Origin of the sequence: Desulfosudis oleivorans Hxd3, assembly GCF_000018405.1 — a bacterium.
In the GTDB taxonomy this organism is placed as follows: domain Bacteria; phylum Desulfobacterota; class Desulfobacteria; order Desulfobacterales; family Desulfosudaceae; genus Desulfosudis; species Desulfosudis oleivorans.
Genome location: NC_009943.1, coordinates 121,941 through 139,001 on the forward strand (window position 1 = coordinate 121,941; position 17,061 = coordinate 139,001).

General features: G+C 57.4%; 13 protein-coding genes. 10 read left to right on the top strand and 3 right to left on the bottom strand.

Going from position 1 to position 17,061, the window contains the following annotated elements:
* Positions 1 to 11 precede the first annotated feature (11 nt).
* Positions 12 to 821 (top strand): ATP-grasp domain-containing protein, encoded by an 810-nt coding sequence (locus DOLE_RS00550; protein ID WP_012173540.1) that lies wholly within the window; start codon positions 12 to 14, stop codon positions 819 to 821.
* Positions 822 to 1,051: 230 nt separating this feature from the next.
* On the opposite strand, the gene DOLE_RS00555 is transcribed toward DOLE_RS00550, so the two are convergent.
* Positions 1,052 to 2,770 carry an AMP-binding protein gene (locus DOLE_RS00555; protein WP_012173541.1) on the bottom strand — a complete coding sequence of 573 codons (1,719 nt, stop codon included), beginning with the start codon at positions 2,768 to 2,770 and terminating at the stop codon, positions 1,052 to 1,054.
* 40 nt (positions 2,771 to 2,810) lie between these two features.
* Positions 2,811 to 4,208 (bottom strand): thiolase family protein, encoded by a 1,398-nt coding sequence (locus tag DOLE_RS00560; protein WP_012173542.1) that lies wholly within the window; start codon positions 4,206 to 4,208, stop codon positions 2,811 to 2,813.
* A 451-nt stretch (positions 4,209 to 4,659) separates the two neighbouring features.
* On the opposite strand from DOLE_RS00560, the gene DOLE_RS00565 reads away from it, so the two are divergent.
* The 9 genes from DOLE_RS00565 to purF all read left to right on the top strand — a co-directional run bounded on the left by DOLE_RS00565 (position 4,660) and on the right by purF (position 15,545).
* Positions 4,660 to 5,442: a FadR/GntR family transcriptional regulator gene (locus DOLE_RS00565; RefSeq protein WP_012173543.1), complete on the top strand. Its 783-nt coding sequence runs from the start codon at positions 4,660 to 4,662 to the stop codon at positions 5,440 to 5,442.
* Positions 5,443 to 5,461: 19 nt separating this feature from the next.
* Positions 5,462 to 6,298 (top strand): SDR family oxidoreductase, encoded by an 837-nt coding sequence (locus DOLE_RS00570; RefSeq protein WP_012173544.1) that lies wholly within the window; start codon positions 5,462 to 5,464, stop codon positions 6,296 to 6,298.
* Positions 6,299 to 6,350: 52 nt separating this feature from the next.
* On the top strand, positions 6,351 to 7,109 hold the full coding sequence (locus DOLE_RS00575; protein WP_012173545.1) for a nitroreductase family protein: 759 nt from the start codon (positions 6,351 to 6,353) through the stop codon (positions 7,107 to 7,109).
* Between the two features lie 3 nt (positions 7,110 to 7,112).
* A complete protein-coding gene (locus DOLE_RS00580; protein WP_012173546.1) occupies positions 7,113 to 7,490 on the top strand; it encodes a 4Fe-4S binding protein in 378 nt (125 codons plus the stop codon).
* A 187-nt stretch (positions 7,491 to 7,677) separates the two neighbouring features.
* Positions 7,678 to 8,559, top strand: a complete 882-nt coding sequence (locus DOLE_RS00585; RefSeq protein ID WP_012173547.1) for a hypothetical protein — start codon at positions 7,678 to 7,680, stop codon at positions 8,557 to 8,559.
* A 61-nt stretch (positions 8,560 to 8,620) separates the two neighbouring features.
* A complete protein-coding gene (locus DOLE_RS16885; RefSeq protein ID WP_012173548.1) occupies positions 8,621 to 9,430 on the top strand; it encodes a GNAT family N-acetyltransferase in 810 nt (269 codons plus the stop codon).
* Positions 9,431 to 9,782: 352 nt separating this feature from the next.
* Complete coding sequence (gene carA / locus DOLE_RS00595) at positions 9,783 to 10,925, top strand: glutamine-hydrolyzing carbamoyl-phosphate synthase small subunit (RefSeq protein WP_012173549.1); 1,143 nt, start codon at positions 9,783 to 9,785, stop codon at positions 10,923 to 10,925.
* Positions 10,918 to 14,145 carry a carbamoyl-phosphate synthase large subunit gene (gene carB, locus DOLE_RS00600; RefSeq protein WP_012173550.1) on the top strand — a complete coding sequence of 1,076 codons (3,228 nt, stop codon included), beginning with the start codon at positions 10,918 to 10,920 and terminating at the stop codon, positions 14,143 to 14,145. Before carA ends, carB begins: the two co-directional genes overlap by 8 nt.
* Positions 14,142 to 15,545, top strand: coding sequence for an amidophosphoribosyltransferase (gene purF / locus DOLE_RS00605; protein ID WP_012173551.1), 1,404 nt, complete (start codon positions 14,142 to 14,144; stop codon positions 15,543 to 15,545). Before carB ends, purF begins: the two co-directional genes overlap by 4 nt.
* 453 nt (positions 15,546 to 15,998) lie before the next feature.
* On the opposite strand, the gene DOLE_RS00610 is transcribed toward purF, so the two are convergent.
* Complete coding sequence (locus DOLE_RS00610) at positions 15,999 to 16,976, bottom strand: 4Fe-4S binding protein (RefSeq protein ID WP_012173552.1); 978 nt, start codon at positions 16,974 to 16,976, stop codon at positions 15,999 to 16,001.
* Between the last annotated feature and the right edge of the window lie 85 nt (positions 16,977 to 17,061).

A 17,061-nucleotide genomic window follows, 5' to 3' on the forward strand; every position in this document is an offset into this window, starting at 1 on the left:
CGTCCGCGAGCATGCGCCTGGTTTCTTTCGATCCCCTTCAGACCCTGGACATTCCCGGTGTGCGGACCATCAAGCCGGCGCACTGGTTCCGGGAAAAAGAGACCGTCAAGTCGGCCGACTGGATTCTTTATCCTGAATACTGGCAGGTCAACCCCCTGTATTATGGCCTTAAAAAACGGATATTTCCCAGCGTCAGCACCTATCACATCGGCCACGACAAAATTGAAATGGCCAGGGCCTTTGAGGCGGTCTGCCCGGAGAACGCTCCTGTCACCCGGATCCTGTCACGCAACGAATACGCCACAGAGCAGATTCTTGATGAGTTCGATTTTCCCTTTGTGGCAAAAGAGGTGAGAAGTTCCATGGGGGAAGGGGTTTTTCTGATCACCGACAAAAAGGCGTTGAAGGCCTATGTGGACCGCAACGACACCCTTTTTGTCCAGGAGTATCTTCCCATCAGCCGGGACCTGCGGGTGGTGGTGGTGGGAAAGTCGGTTGTGGCCGCCTACTGGCGCCAGGCCCCGGACGGGGCTTTCTGCAACAATGTGTCCAGGGGCGGAACCGTCTGTTTTGAGGACATCCCCGACAGCGCCCTTGGCCTGGTGGAAAAGGTGGCCATTGAACTGGATATCAACCATGCCGGGTTTGACGTGGCCGTGGTGGACGGACACTGCTTTCTTCTGGAGTTTAATCCCCGGTTCGGCACCCAGGGCCTGATTACCAGGGGTATTCGGCTGGGAAGGGTGGTTCTGGACTACCTGATCGAAATGAGCCGGCCCCCGGAAGTGCCCGGCAATCCCCGGTTGCCCCGGGCCGGGTGATCAATTAGTTTCCATCCATAAATGGCCTTTTTCCGCAATCTCTGCGTCAAACTGCGGGCTTCCTTGTGCGGCGTACAACAGCACGCCTCCGCGTCAGCCCTTGTTTTCCTTGATCTTGCGAAATCCCGCCATGGCGGGACTGGATTGGAAACCTTTTTCGTGTCCCCATAACCGATGGATGGACACCAATTAAGGGCCTTGTTGTGGCAGGTGTAAAACAGCGGCGGTTTTTATGAAGAAGGGGAGGTTCCGGCCCCTTTTTTCAGGGCATCCCAGGTGTCTCCGGTGACCCCCTCCTGTTCCAGAACCCGCTTGATGATGCGGTGGGTGTTGGTTTTGGGAAAGTCGTCCACAAAGCGGATATACCGGGGCACCGCGTATTTGGCCAGCTGGCCGGCAAGAAAGGCCTGCAGGCCGGCGGGCGTCACACTTTGGCCCTCCACCAGCTTGACCGCGGCCATGATTTCATCCTCGGCCATCTCCGACGGCACGGCGTACACGGCCACGTCTTCCACGGCCGGGTGCTTCATGATCACGTGCTCCACCTCGTAGGCGGACACGTTTTCTCCGCCTTTTCGCATGGACTCGGTGTTGCGGCCCACAAAATAAAAATAGCCGTTTTTGTCTTTTCTTAAAATGTCGCCGGTGTAAAGCCAGCCGTCTTTCACTTTTTTTTCCGACGCGGCCTCGTTTTTGTAATACTCCACCCGGCTTTTGCCGCCGCCCACCTTGAACAGCAGCTCTCCGGCCGCACCCGGCCCCACGTCATGGCCCTTTTCGTCCACCAGCCGCACCCTGCCCGAGGCCATGGGCTTTCCCAGGGACCCCCGGGGCGCGGTGCCGAAGTTCATGATGCCTTTGCCACCGCCGTCAATGGCGCCGTACCCTTCGTAAAGGGTGACGCCGAACCGCTTTTCAAAGGGTTCCCACATGTCCGCCGGGCAGGCCGCGGAAAAGACCACCCGCACGCTGTTGTCGCTGTCCGTGGGCTTTTCCGGCTGTTTCATCAGGATCGGCACAATGGAGCCGATGGTGTTGAACACCGTGGCATTATAGCCGCGCACATCGTCCCAGAACCGGCTGGCGGAAAATTTGCGGGCCAGGGCCATGCCGGCCCGGGCCGCCATGGTGGCGGTGGTGGAGATAAACAGGGCGTTACCGTGGCACAGGGAAAGATAGGTGTAATAGACGTCGCCGGGCTTTAAAAAAAGATGGCCCACCAGCCGCAGCCGGGTGACGCCGGTGGTGTTGTACCGGTAGACCACGCCCTTGGGCGGGCCGGTGGTGCCGGAGGTGTAGATGATCAGGCAGAGGTCTTCGGGATCATATTGAATATCGGGCCGGACGGCCGGCATCCGGTAGGCCCGGCTCAACAGCCCCATGGTGTCGGGAAGGGCAATGCCCCGGGCCTCTTCCTCAACGTCATTGATAAACACGGTGTCGGGCCTGATCCGATCCAGCGCGTCCATGACAGGGATCAGGGTGTCCAGCAGCTCGGCGTCGGCCACCAGAAAATCGATGTCGCTGTGGTTGATCACATAGGCAAGGCCGTCGCCTCTCAGTTCCGGGTTGATCATCACCGAATACATGCCCGCCTTCTGGGAACCGAAAAAAACATCCAGCACCCGCGGCGCGTTGCGCATCAGAATACCCACGCCTTTGCCCCTGCCGCCGCCGGCCGCCACCAGAAAGGCGGCCATCCGGTTGGCATTGGCGTTCATCTGCCGGTAGGTAAAAGACTCGGTTTTATAGCGCAGAAAGGTCTTTTCCGGCACATCCGCGGCGCAGTCCTCCAAAAGGTCGCTCCAGGCGATGTCCCGGGGCTTGTCTGAAACAAGACCGGTGATGAGTTTTATCAGCCGCCCGTGCCGTGTTTCCCGTGAAACAAAGGCCGCAATGCCGGTGAGGGCGTCTTTTGCCAGCTTGAGTTTCTGAATGGTATAAGCCATTTGTCTGCTACTCTGCCTGTGTTCTGTGTGTTTTTAGGGGTTATGCTCTGGCAGGCGCCTCCAGAATATGAATGCACATGGCCGCCTCTTCCGTGCCCAGGGCGCCGCCGCCGTTTTCCGCCATGCCCAGCCGGGCGCCTTCCACCTGCCGCTTGCCGGCCGCGCCCCGGAGCTGGGTCACCAGCTCGTGAATCTGGGCAAGGCCCGACGCGCCAATGGGATGGCCCCGGGAGACCAGGCCCCCGCTGGTGTTGATGGGAATTTTGCCGCCCAGCCGGGTTTCTCCTTGTTCCGCCAGCCGTCCGCCCTCTCCCTTGGGGCAGAAGCCCAGGTTTTCCGCCTGCACCATCTCGCCATAGGCGGTGGCGTCGTGCACTTCGGCAAGGTCGATCTCCTTCGGCCCCAGGCCCGACACCGCGTAGGCTTTTTTGGCCAGCCGTTCACCGATCTCCGGCTCGTCCGGGGTTCTGGCCCGGCCCGATCCCAGAATCGAGGCCCGTACCCGCACCGCCTGGTCCATAAGGCCCAGCTGGCGCACTTTTTCCTCTGAGCAGAGAATGGCGGACGCGGCCCCGTCGCCGATGGGCGCGCACATGGCCCGGGTCACGGGAAAGCTTACGATCCGGTCGGCCAGCACCTTTTCTACCGGCACTTCAAACCGGTACTGGGCATTGGGGTTTAACGTGCTGTTAAAATGGCTTTTAGACGCGATAATGGCCAGCTGCTCCACGGTGCTGCCGTACTTTTTCATGTGCTGCCGGGCCGCATATCCGTAAATGTCCATAAACGGCGAGTGGTCTCCGGCCGAGAGCCTGCTCATCTTTTTTACTGTGTCGTATCCCAGCTTTTCGCCCAGCATTACGGCTTCAGCCAGCTGGTAGCGAAGGTCCAGAAGCCGTTCCTTTAAGGTTTTCTTCTTTTTTTCGCCGACGGGCCGGGCCGGCTGGTATTTGGCCTTGAATGCCGCCAGGTCTTTTTTTTCTTCGGGCGTCAGCCGGAACACGGAAAGACCTTCAGCGATTTGGACACAGTTTTCAATATCAATACCGCCCAGAAAGCCTGAAAACACATGGTATTTATTGGGGTGGTAGAGCTTTTCCGCGCCCACGGCCATGGTGACGTCGCAGGCACCGGCGGTCACGGCCAGCCAGGCATGGTGAAAGGCGGTGGAGCCGCTGGCGCATGCATTTTCCACGTTGGTGATGGGAATGGCATCGATGCCCATGGGCCGAAGCGCCACCTGGCCCCGAATGCAGGACTGGCCCTTGGCATGGTCCCATCCGGAGTTGGAAAACCACAGGGCCTCTATGGCCTCCTTTTCAAGGCCCGCGTCTTTTAAGCACTCCGTGACGGTCCAGATCGCCAGGTCCTTTATACCCCTGTCAAGATGTTTGCCGAACCGAATGGTGTGTGCCCCGATCACATAAACGTCTCTCATTTGCCTCTCCTTAACGAGTTTCCATCCATAAATGGCCTTTTTCCGCAATCTCTGCGTCGTGAGGGCCTGCGCCTGAAAACAGGGCCGCAACAAAAATTGGATAAACCAATTAACCTCATAAGTGGGTTCCTTGTCAAGAAAAAATCAAAACAACGGAAAAGTTTTTGGTTTTTCAGGAGAAGGTCCGGCCATAGGCTCCATGAAGAGAGCCGCCATGGTGAAAAGAGCCGGCCTGTTTAATAGCTTGTAACAAAACACAAAAGCGCTTCCGCGGCTGTTGTTTGCCGTGCGGGCAGGACCGCGCCAACAGGGCGTCCGTGGACCCCCGGCGGCCTGCACAAAAAAACCGCGCCCGGCGCCACGGAACCTGTTGTGTGAAAAAAATATTGACTTGGCCGGACAATGGGCTATAGTGGTTTTACCAATATTGCCAAAGAAAGGGAATAAAAGCATGGGCCAGCGATTTAAAGCCGTTGTCAACTCCCTCATGCGAGACATCTTTTCAAATAAACTCGCTCCCGGCGACAAGCTTGCCGCCGAGCGGGAGCTTTCCAAAAAAATGGATATCGACCGCACCTCCCTGCGAATCGCTCTCAAGCAGCTGGAGGCCCTGGGCGTCCTGGAGATTCGCCAGGGAGACGGCATCTATGTGAAAGACTATATGAAAAATGCCGGACTCGATTTTCTTCGCCTGCTTTTTCTTCAGGAGGAAAAAGAGGGTGAGGGGCCGGTCATTGACGAGTATATCATTGACGAGGCCATGGAGTTCTGGGTGGAGTTCATGCCCCTGATGGTCAAGGTGGCCCTTCGCCGCATCACCCCCCTGCACATAAAGCGGTTCGTGGACACGTTCAACAACGAGCTGGAGGTGATCGGAGACCGGGAAAAGGTTGTCGAATCCGAGCTGTTGCAGCAGGAGATGGTGGCCGAGGCCACGGACAACCTTCTGTTTCTGCTGCTGTCCAATACCACCCGGCCCCTGCGGAAAAAATTTCTGGAGATTTTTGTAAGCCAGCTGGACAAGGAGACCATGCGGCGCCATGTCGAGTTCAAGCGGGCCCTGCTCCGGTCCGACCTGGCTACCGACCCCAGGGGGCCGGAGGTCATCTCCGAAGGATATAAGAAAATGATGATCTACTACCGCGATGTGGCGCGAAAGTCGTGGCAGGTCACGCCTGAAGATGACAAACTGGTAAAACAGTTTATGGCTTCCGTGGATGCCGGGCAAGCGTAACCATTAAAAAGGAAAAACCATGTCTCTTAAAAGATTTCCTGAAAAACGGATTCTGATCACCGGCGCCGGTTCCGGGTTCGGCCGGGCCCTGGCCCTGGAGTTTGCAAAACTGGGGTGGCGCATCGGCGTTGCCGAAATCAACGCGGAGCGGGCCGCCGAGTCGGCCGAACTGATCCGGCAGGCCGGGGGCCGGCCCGTGGAAATTCTCTGCGATGTCACCAAGCCCGAAGACCTGGATGCCGCCGCGGCCCTGGTGCAAAAAGAGTGGGGCGGGCTGGACATTCTGGTCAACAATGCCGGCGTGGCTGCCGCCGGTCTGGTGGAAAAGACCCCTCTGGAGACCTGGGACTGGATTCTGGCGTTAAACACCAAAAGCATTATTCTGGGGTGCCGCTCCTTTATTCCCATGCTCAAGGCCCAGAAGTCCGGCTATATCGTGAACATGGCCTCAGCTGCCGGCATCTCTTCCCTGCCGGAGATGGGGTGCTACAACATCACCAAGGCCGCGGCCATCTCCCTTTCCGAAACACTGCGCGGTGAGCTGGCGCCCTTTAATATCGGTGTGTCGGTGATCTGCCCCTCTTTTTTTAAAACCAACCTCATGGACCAGTTTACATCCCCGGACGAGCGCCAGCGCAAAATGGCGGCCGCTTTTTTCAAAAAATCCAGGGTCACGGCAGACCAGATCGCCCGGCACGTGGTCAAATCCGTGGATAAAAAAAGATTTTATATAATCACCCAGAAAGACGCCCGGGTCATGTGGTATGCCAAGCGGTTTTTTCCGGAAACCTATTTTCGGATCGCGGCCAGCATCTATAAAAAGAACCTGATGGACAAGTACCTGGGGGTTTCGTGACCCGCCGGGAATTCAGACGGCGTCAGCCATAACCGTTTTGCCGGAAAAAAAGATGCGCAAAAAAGAAGAAGCCCTTTCCCCTTTGGGCAGCTACGAGCCGGGCATGGAGTGGAACCCGGTGGAAAAGACCATCATGGAGCGGCGCAGTATCCGGAAGTTTAAAAAAGATCCTGTGCCGGCCACCCTGATCCGGCGGGTTCTGGAGGCGGGCCGGTTTGCGCCCTCGGCAGGTAACCAGCAGCCCTGGAAGTTTGTGGTGATCACCAGCCCCGAGATCATTGCCGCCATGGACAAAGACGCGGCCATGGTGACCCGGTTTTTTCTGTTTTTTCTGGGGTATGTCAACCACACCGGCATTCGCCGGGCCATCTCCAAATTTCTGGCCCATGTTTTTGCCTTTCGCCTGTTTTCCAACGAGATGCACCCGGCCCCTTACGGCGCCATGCGCCAGGCGGCCCTGGGCAAAACCCCCTACTGGCACAACGCGCCCGTGGTCATCCTCATTCTGATGGATCGGCGCGGGGTCTCCGACCCGGCCGTGGACGTGGGCGTGGCCGGCCAGAACATGGTGCTGGCGGCCCACAGCCTGGGCCTGGGCACCTGCTGGGTGGGGTTTACCAAGCTTCTGACCTACCTGCCCTGGTGGAAAAAAAGGTTTAACGTCACATATCCCTATGTTTTAAAAGAGAGCATTGCCCTTGGCTGGCCCGCCTCAAAAGCCGACGGCGAGGTGGTGCGGGAGGTCCATCTGGTGGACTGGTACGAGGGCGGAATCAACGACAAACCCAGAACAGAGCGGCAGGGAGAGTAAATCATGGCCACCGGCTTAAGCCTGAAAGAGCGGTTTGACATTCCCGAATATGACGACATGGCCGCCATGCACTATGCCCTGCTGGATTTTGACCAGGAAAAGTGTGTACAGTGCGGTCTTTGCGTGTCTGCCTGCGCCGGCGGCTGCATTCTTATCGGCAGCCTTTACCGGTCCGATTTTATTTCAGGACAGGGCAAAGCCCGGCAGGGCTTTCCAGAACTGGACACCCTTCCGAACCAGACCCCCATGTGCGTGGGGTGCCTTACCTGCTCGGCGGCCTGCCCCACCGGTGCCATCACCATCAAGCAGCCCTTTCGTCCCGGCGGCCGCCTGAAAAAGCTGCACCAGGCCCCGGAGATGACCCCGCCTCACCGGTATTGATTGCGCAAACGTATTTTCTGGGATTGCCCGACCAGGGGGCTCTGACCTGTTTACCCCGGATTTTGCTTTTAAGCCAATCGGGTTGGCGGGATTTCCTGTTCCGGTCACAGCGGTTCTTCTTTGACTTCCCTGTCGTTGCCCGGCATAATAGCCAAATCGTTATCTTTGCCCTTGAGAAAGGAAACAGATGCGCCCCGTCAGACAGCTTTTTCTTTTGCCGTTTCTTCTTCTGGTTTTTGCTTCTTCCGGCCTGTGCTTTACCGATGTGACCACCCTTGAGTTTAAGGGCTTTACGCTGGGCATGTCCCTGGAGCAGGCGGTCAAAACCTTAAAGGCCCGTGCGTACAGGGAAAACAGGGACATACGGGTTTTCAGCAGCGGGGAGTATGCCATAAGCGCCTATTTTCAAAACGATATTCCCCTTCACCTGGTTTCGGCCAAAGAGAGCGACTACACGGATATGACCCTGCAGTTTGCAAACAACGAACTGCTGATGCTGGATGCAAAAACCCGGTACGTAACCGCGGACCAGGCCAGGGCCCTGCCGGATAAATACACCCGGATCTTTGGCCCGTTTGATTTTCGCGGCGAGAAGCTTTCCCGCGACACGGCCGTTTTGTTCTGGCTCTGGGGCGGGGAATCCATTCGCCCGGAAACGCCGCCCATGGCCCCTCATGTTCAGGTGCAAATCATCAGCAAAAGGGAAAACGGAAAAGAGACCCCGGAAAGCGAAGAGCTTAGAATGGTGGATGTTCCAAAACTGATGGGGGTACAATACGCGGAAACACTGGAGCAGTACCTCAAGGGCAACGCGCTTTACGCGGCAAAGGTAGAAGAAGGCCGCAAACTGGCCGCGGGGCATATACCAAAGATTCAGGCCGCCATTGACGGCGACGACCGTTACCGGCAGGTTAAGCTCAATCCTTTTGAAGACACGATTCTGGTCTCCGGCGTTGTAAAGCAGGGCGACCTGAACCCCCTTAAAGAGATGGTCGCCGCAACCGATCCCCCCTTGAAAATAACCTGGAACGTGCGTGAATACCCGGCCGAGGTTTTCAAACAAAAATAGCGTCCCAAACCCTGCCCCGGTGCTAAAAAACCGCGAGCCTTTAAGAAAAAAGGGGTCTGCCTTGACCAGCATAAGCAACAACGACCTGTTATCTCTCGGTGATTTGAACCTGGCCGAGTTCAACCGGGAGTTTGCCCGGTGGAACGAGAGATACGAAATTATCGAATCCGATGATCTTTTAATGACACTCGGGGCGGACGCCTTTCCCGGCGCCAATTTTGTCATGCGCCTAGCGCCGGCATGCACACCTTCGGCAAACGAACTGCTTGACCGGGCCATGGCCTTTTTTCAAGCGCGCCAGCGCGGGTTTAGCATTCATGTGCGGCGCCACATCGACACGGACCTTGAGGCCGCCTGTGAAGCCGCCGGAATGTTTAAGGTCGGCAATTCCGCCGGCATGTGTCTTGACACCCCGCTGCCGGACAAGCCGGAGGATGGGTCCGTACAGGTCCGGGTGATAGAGGAGAGGCAGGGCGCCGTTGATTTTGCGGACGTTACCGTGGCCAGCTACAAAAGTCTCGGCCTGCCGGAAGAAACGGGAAAAAAGATGTTTGCCGCGCCGGAGCGAATGCTAAAACCCCATATTGTTCCGGTGGTGGCCTATGACCACGGCGTTCCCGTATCCGTGGCCATGGCCCTGATGAGCCACGGCATTGCCGGCATATACTGGGTGGGCACGGTAGAAACCCATCGCCGCCGGGGCCTGGCGGAACGGTGCACGCGAATCGCCGGAAACAGGGCGTTTGCAATGGGGGCGACCCGTGTGGTGCTTCAGGCAAGCCATATGGGCGAGCCGGTGTATCAGGGCATGGGGTATCGGGAGTTTACCCGCTATCCATGGTACATGTGGTTTTACAAGAAGCGGGGGTGACGGGATGCGTGCGGACGGGCCGGACATCACAGGAAGGCCCCTTCGCCCTGCTGGCTACGGCCGACAGGCCGGCCGGGAAAGCCCTGCTCAACATCGGGAATGAATGTTAAGTGAGACTAAACAAGGCCGCCGTTTTCGGCTTGATTCATAAGAATTGATGAAGAAACCGCCTTTCCCGTGTTGATTTTTTGCCGGGGCCGGGTTAAATTGCTGGATCAGGAATTTGGCAAAACAGCCCTGATGTTGCGACAAAACGGCAAAATTTTTAAGGCGTACGATAAGTACGCCATATTTTTGCACTTTACGCCGGGAAAAGTTCGACGTGCCGGAAAAAAGGACTTGAATAAAAGAGATGAAAGCCCTGCTTGCCCTTGAAGACGGGCGGACCTTTGCCTGCAAAAGCTTTACCGGACCCGGAGAAACCGGCGGGGAGATCGTGTTTAACACCGGCATGTCCGGCTACCAGGAGGTACTTACCGATCCCTCCTACCGGGGCCAGATCGTGACTATGACCTATCCCCTTATCGGCAACTACGGGGTCAACCACCAGGATGTGGAGTCGGACCGGGTCCAGGTGGCCGGTTTTGTGGTGCGCGAATACCAGGACTGCCCCAGCAACTTCCGGTCCGAGCAGTCCCTGGCAAAATACCTGCAAAGCCAGGGCGTGCTGGGCATCACCGACCTGGACACCCGTGCCCTGACCCGCCACCTTCGCACAGTAGGGGCGTTGCGGGCCTGCATCTCCACCCACGAACTCGATCCCGCGGCCCTGGTAGAAAAGGCGCTTGCCGTGCCGTCCATGGCAGGGTGCGACCTTGTCACCGGCGTGTTTTCAAAAAAGCCCTATCGCTGGATCAACGGGGCGCCGGCCGCCGTGGACATGGACCTGGCCGATATGGATGAGCGGGTGTGGCATAAAACCGGTGGCTTTCGGGTGGCGGCCTTTGATTTCGGCATCAAGTACAACATTCTGAGAAATCTTGAGGCGGCCGGGTTCCAGGTGCTGGTGGTGCCTGCCGGTGCCACGGCCGCCCAGGTAAAACAGGTCAACCCGGACGGGATTTTTCTGTCCAACGGGCCGGGCGACCCCGAGCCGTTGACCGGGCCGGTGGCCACCATTCGCGAGCTTCTGGACTACCGGCCCATGTTCGGCATCTGCCTGGGAAACCAGTTGGCCGGCCTGGCCCTGGGCGGCGCCACCTACAAGCTCAAGTTCGGCCACCGGGGCGCCAACCAGCCGGTAAAGGACCTTGAAACCGGAAAAATCGAAATCACCTCCCAGAACCACGGGTTTGCCGTGGATATCGACAGCCTGAAAAAAGAAAATCTCGTGGTGACCCACATCAACCTCAACGACAACACCCTGGAGGGGTTTGCCCACAAAGACATTCCCCTGTTTACCGTCCAGTACCATCCCGAGGCATCCCCGGGTCCCCACGACGCCCGGTACCTGTTTGACCGGTTCAAAGCCCTGATAGAGAAAACCCATGCCTAAACGGACCGACATAGAAAAAATTCTGATCATCGGGGCCGGCCCCATCATCATCAGCCAGGCCTGCGAGTTTGACTACTCCGGCACCCAGGCGTGCAAGGCGTTAAAGGAAGAGGGCTATTCCGTGGTGCTGGTCAACAGCAACCCGGCCACCATCATGACCGACCCCGAGTTTGCCGACGCCACCTACATTGAGCCGGTGACGCCCGAGGCCGTGGCCGCCATCATCGAAAAGGAGCGGCCCTGCGCCATTCTGCCCACCCTGGGGGGCCAGACCGGCCTGAACACGGCCGTGGCAGTTGCCGAGATGGGGGTGCTGGAAAAGTTTAACGTGGAGATGATCGGGGCGTCGCTTTCCGCCATCAAAAAGGCCGAGGACCGGGACCTGTTCCGAAAGGCCATGAACAACATCGGCCTGCGCATTCCCAGAAGCGGCATTGCCACCAGCATGGACCAGGTGCGGGCCATTGCCGATGAGATCGGTCTGCCCCTGATCGTGCGGCCCAGCTTTACCCTGGGCGGCACCGGCGGCGGCGTGGCCCACACGCAGGCCGAGCTGGACGCCCTGTCCGCCGGCGGCCTGGAGGCCAGCCTCATAAACCAGGTGATGATCGAAGAGTCGGTGGTGGGCTGGAAAGAGTACGAGCTGGAGGTGATGCGGGACCGGGCGGACAACGTGGTGATCATCTGTTCCATTGAGAACCTTGACCCCATGGGGGTCCACACCGGGGAAAGCATCACCGTGGCCCCGATCCAGACCCTTTCCGACAAAGAGTACCAGGTCATGCGGGACGCCTCCATTGCCATCATGCGGGAGATCGGGGTGGACACCGGCGGCTCCAATGTCCAGTTTGCCGTCAACCCGGCCAACGGCGAGATGGTGGTGGTGGAGATGAACCCCAGGGTGTCGCGCAGCTCGGCCCTGGCCTCCAAGGCCACGGGCTTTCCCATTGCCAAGATCGCGGCCAAGCTGGCCGTGGGCTATACCCTGGACGAAATCGCCAACGACATCACCGGCGAAACACGGGCCGCGTTTGAGCCGACCCTGGACTACTGCGTGGTCAAGATTCCGCGCTGGACCTTTGAAAAGTTTCCGGAAACAAAAGACGAGCTCTCCACCTCCATGAAGTCCGTGGGCGAAACCATGGCCATCGGCCGGACTTTTAAAGAGGCGTTGCAGAAGGGCATCCGGTCCCTTGAGATCTCCCGGTTCGGCCTGGGGGCCGACGGCGCGGATAAAATCGACCCGTCGATCCAGGAGATCACGGACAAACTGGCCACACCCAACTCCGAGCGGCTGTTCTACCTTCGGTATGCCCTTCAGAAGGGTTTTACCATTGACGACATTTACCGGCTCACCCGCATCGACCCCTGGTTTTTAGACCAGATCGAAAAGATACTTTTTGTTGAAAAAACACTGATCGAGCATAAAGACAACCTTTCCGCCGACCTTTTGTGGCGTGCCAAGCGGGAGGGTTTTTCCGATGTTCAGCTGGCCCATATCACGGGAAAGACCGAAGAGGAGATTCGCGCGCTCCGTTACGAAGCGGGCCTGCGGCCGGTCTACAAGCTGGTGGACACCTGCGCCGCGGAGTTCAAGGCGGCCACGCCGTATTACTACTCCACCTACGAGACGGAAAACGAGGCCCGGGTGTCGGACCGCAAAAAGGTGGTGATCCTGGGCGGGGGTCCCAACCGCATCGGCCAGGGCATTGAATTTGACTACTGCTGCGTGCACGCCTCCTTTGCCCTGCGCGAAGAGGGGGTGGAGAGCATCATGGTCAACAGCAACCCCGAGACCGTGAGCACCGACTATGACACCTCGGACAAGCTCTATTTCGAGCCCCTTACCGTGGAGGATGTGCTCCACATCATTGACACGGAAAAGTGCGACGGCGTGATCGTCCAGTTCGGGGGCCAGACCCCGCTTAATATCGCCGAGGCCCTTGCCCGTGCCGGGGCCCCCATTATCGGCACCTCGCCTGAATCCATTCGCCGCAGCGAGGACAGAAAGTTTTTCGCCGCCATGCTCAGCAAGCTGGGCCTGCTTCAGCCGCCCAACGGCACGGCGGTCAACGTGGAAGAGGCCGCGGCCATTGCCCAAAACCTGGGATACCCGGTGATCGTGCGGCCGTCGTTTGTGCTGGGGGGCCGGGCCATGAAGATCGTCTACACCCCGGCGGAGCTGGCCAACTTTGCCCGCCACGCCATCAAGGCCTCGCCCAAACATCCCATCCTGGTGGACAAGTTTTTAGAAGACGCCATTGAGCTGGACGTGGACGCCATTTCCGACACCACCGGCCATACCGTGATCGGCGGCATCATGGAGCATATCGAGGAGGCGGGCATTCACTCCGGCGACTCGGCCTGCGTGCTGCCGCCCCACAGCGTCAAGCCCCATGTGATCGACGAGATCATTCGGGCCACCAAGGCCATGGCCGCTGAACTGAAAGTGGTGGGCCTGATGAACGTGCAGTACGCGGTCAAGGGCGACACCCTTTACGTGATCGAGGTCAACCCCCGGGCCTCCCGCACCGTGCCCTTTGTCAGCAAGGCCACCGGCGTTGCCCTGGCCAAGGCCGCCACAAAAGTGATGCTGGGCCGGACGTTAAAGGAGCTGGGCATTGTGGACGACGCCTGGCGAACCGCGCATATCGCGGTCAAGGAGGCGGTGTTTCCCTTTAACCGGTTCCCCGACGTGGACACCCTGCTGGGCCCGGAGATGAAGTCCACCGGCGAGGTCATGGGCCTGGATATGGATTTCGGCGCCGCCTTTGCCAAGGCCCAGCTGGGGGCCGGCCAGAAACTGCCGGTCAAAGGAAACGTTTTTATCAGCGTTCAGGACAAAGACAAGCGGGCCACGGCCGGCATTGCCCGGCAGTTGAGCGACGCCGGGTTTGAGATCGTGGCCACCGCCGGTACGGCGGCGTTTTTAAAAGAGCAGCGCATTGCCGTCCGGCCCATCAACAAGGTGTCTGATGGCCACCCCCACGTGGTGGACGCCATTGTCAACGGAGAGATTCAACTGGTGATCAACACCGGCACGGGCCAGGACTCCCAGGTGAAGCGGGACGGGTACATGATCCGGCGCACCACGCTGCGGTGCCAGGTGCCCTATGCCACCACCCTGCCCGGTGCCCTGGCCGTGTGCCGCGGCATTCTCCAGCTCAAGAAACAGGCCCTGGGTGTAAAATCGATTCAGGAGTATCATCAAAAGCCATGAACGAACCGGAAAGACCCCGTGAAGCCTGCGGCATCTTCGGCATTCACGACCACGAAGAAGCGGCCCGGCTGACCTATTTCGGGCTTTACGCGCTGCAGCACCGGGGCCAGGAGAGCGGGGGCATCGCCGTGGCCAGGGACACCCGTATCGTCTGCCACAAGGACATGGGCCTGGTCCACGAGGTCTTTACCCCCCGCCACATGGCCCGGCTTTCCGGCACCAGCGCCGTGGGCCATGTGCGCTACTCCACCACCGGCGATTCCGTGCTGGTCAATGCCCAGCCCTTTGTGGTCACCCACAAGAAGAAGACCTATGCCCTGGCCCACAACGGCAACCTGGTCAACGCCTACGAACTGAAACGGGATCTGGAGGAAGAGGGCTCGATTCTTCAGACCACCATGGACAGCGAGCTGGTGGTCCACCTGTTTATCAAGAACCTGGCCCACGGGTTTGAAAAGGCCCTGGAAGAGACGGTGCTGCGGCTCAAAGGGGCCTACTCCTTTGTCATGCTCACCGGCCTGGGCGAGCTGGTGGGCATCAAGGACCCCAACGGGTTTCGGCCCCTGTGCCTGGGAAAACTCAACGGCAGCTATGTGCTGGCATCCGAGTCCTGCGCCCTGGACCTGGTGCAGGCCACCTTTGTGCGCGAGCTGGACCCCGGCGAGATCGTGATCATCGACGACAACGGGATTCGCAGCTTCAACCCCCACAAGAAAAGCCCCCGGGCCTTCTGCATCTTCGAGTTTATCTATTTTGCCCGGCCGGACAGCACCTTTTTCGGCAAAAACGTCTATACCGTGCGCAAGGCCCACGGCCGGCAGCTGGCCAGGGAGGCCCCGGTAAAGGCCGACCTGGTGATGCCGTTTCCCGACTCGGGCAACTACGCGGCCCTGGGCTATGCCGAAGAATCGGGCATTCCCCTGGAAATGGCCATGATCCGCAACCACTATGTGGGCCGCACCTTTATTCAGCCCACCCAGAGCATGCGGGACTTTGGTGTGCGGGTCAAGCTCAACCCCATTCGGGAGGTGCTGGCCGGAAAAGATATCATCATCATTGAAGACTCCATCATTCGGGGCACCACCATCAAGACCCGCGTCAAAACCCTGCGGGCCCTGGGCGTCAAAAAAATCCACATGCGGGTCAGCGGCCCGGCCCACCGGTTTCCCTGCCACTACGGCATTGACTTTTCAACACGGGGGGAGCTGATCGCGGCCCGAATGGAGCTTGCCGAGCTGACCCGGTACCTGGACCTGGACTCCCTTCACTACCTCTCCGTTCCCGGCCTGCTCGAGGCCACCTGTGTGGACCGGCCGGAAGAGCACTTCTGCAAGGCCTGCTTTGACGGCTGCTACCCCGTGGCCTTTGACGACACCGCGGCCAAGGACTGCCTGGCGTAAAATGCCATTGCCATAACGATAGCGCACGTTTGACTGATGACCCTTCCGCGCCGCCCCCCCGATGCCGACAATACTTTCCCCCGGGAGCACCGCCCGCTGGTGCCTACAAGGCTTTCCCCGGGAGCGCCGCACCCCAGTGCGGCTAAAGCCAGGAGTCCCCACGCTGTTTATGATGTTTTTTAAAGCCCAAAAGGCGTTTTAAGGCTGGGAAACAGTTGTTTTTGGTCTGTTTGATATGTTAAAACAAACCATTAGCGTGGTTTGACCCCCCGTATTACCCATAGAAATCGGGATCGCTATCGAAATCGAAAAGCGACATGCAAACGGGCAAAGTCCTTCTTCTTGACATCCGGCCGTTCCCGCCGCTATAGTTCGGCCATGGCATGAGGATGGGGAAACCGCCAATTACAGAAGAGGGAAATAAGAATCATGTCTCCGTAATTCCGTGTCCTTCTAATTAGTTTTAATGTTACTGTCCGCCTGTATTAAATCGCTTTCTCTTGGTTCTGCTTTTGAATACATGAAATTAATGCTCTTTCTTGTCAATTTGTAATAAATGAAAAAGAAAAACACGGTCATGGTGAGGCAGCATATATAGATCATTTTAAAGAATCCCGGCTGAACATAGGAGGGGATATACTCGGTGTCAACAACAAGCTCCATTGCTTCATGGGGACATTTTTCAGTGCAGATCCCACAACCCAGACAAAGTCCCATATCTATAGTGATAGTATCTTCCTGATGTGATATCGCTTTCACAGGACACCGGTTCACACAGTCCATGCATTTTTTGCAGGCCTCTTTTTTTACAACCGGCATATATGGCCCCTTTGGAGAAACATCGAGACCAAACTTATAACGTCCATTCAGTTCAATACAACAGTCGGTGCAGCATGCGCATATATTATTCTGATATGGTTGAATGCATGACTCAAGTGAGAAAATCAGGTCATGTTTTCTCGAATTGCGCACAATTTCGAGCGCTTCGTCCTTTGTAAGTTCCTTGCTGTGTTTATTGCCGACCCGCATGCCCCTTTTTTTTCGGAGATGGGAAGCAATTTTTTCGAGTTTTGTTGTCATTTTCGAAAAGTAATTAATTTTAATACAGGTATACACAGGCGCCTTACATGTGCCATCATCGAAAATAATCCTGCAGGGGCATGGCCCCACAGATACATGATCACAATTCAAAATCACATCTTCAATATCCTTAAGCGGGAGTTTGATTGCACTGGTATGAACGTTTTTGTAATAGGATTCGCTCATAAATTTAAAAAGTCTTCCGATTACAGGGGTTCTGGATTTTTCCGCAGACCAATATACAAATTTTATATAATCCATGGTTGTCATTGCAAAAAATCTAAAAAAGAACGTCCGCAAATACGATTTGTTGTCGAGAAGGGTCAGTACATCGTTAATCCGTTTTTCCATTTGATGGCCTCCATTACCCGGCATTAGCCGGACAAATTAGTTTATCTGTAATTAATTTACGCATATATTGTTTTGTACAAAAATA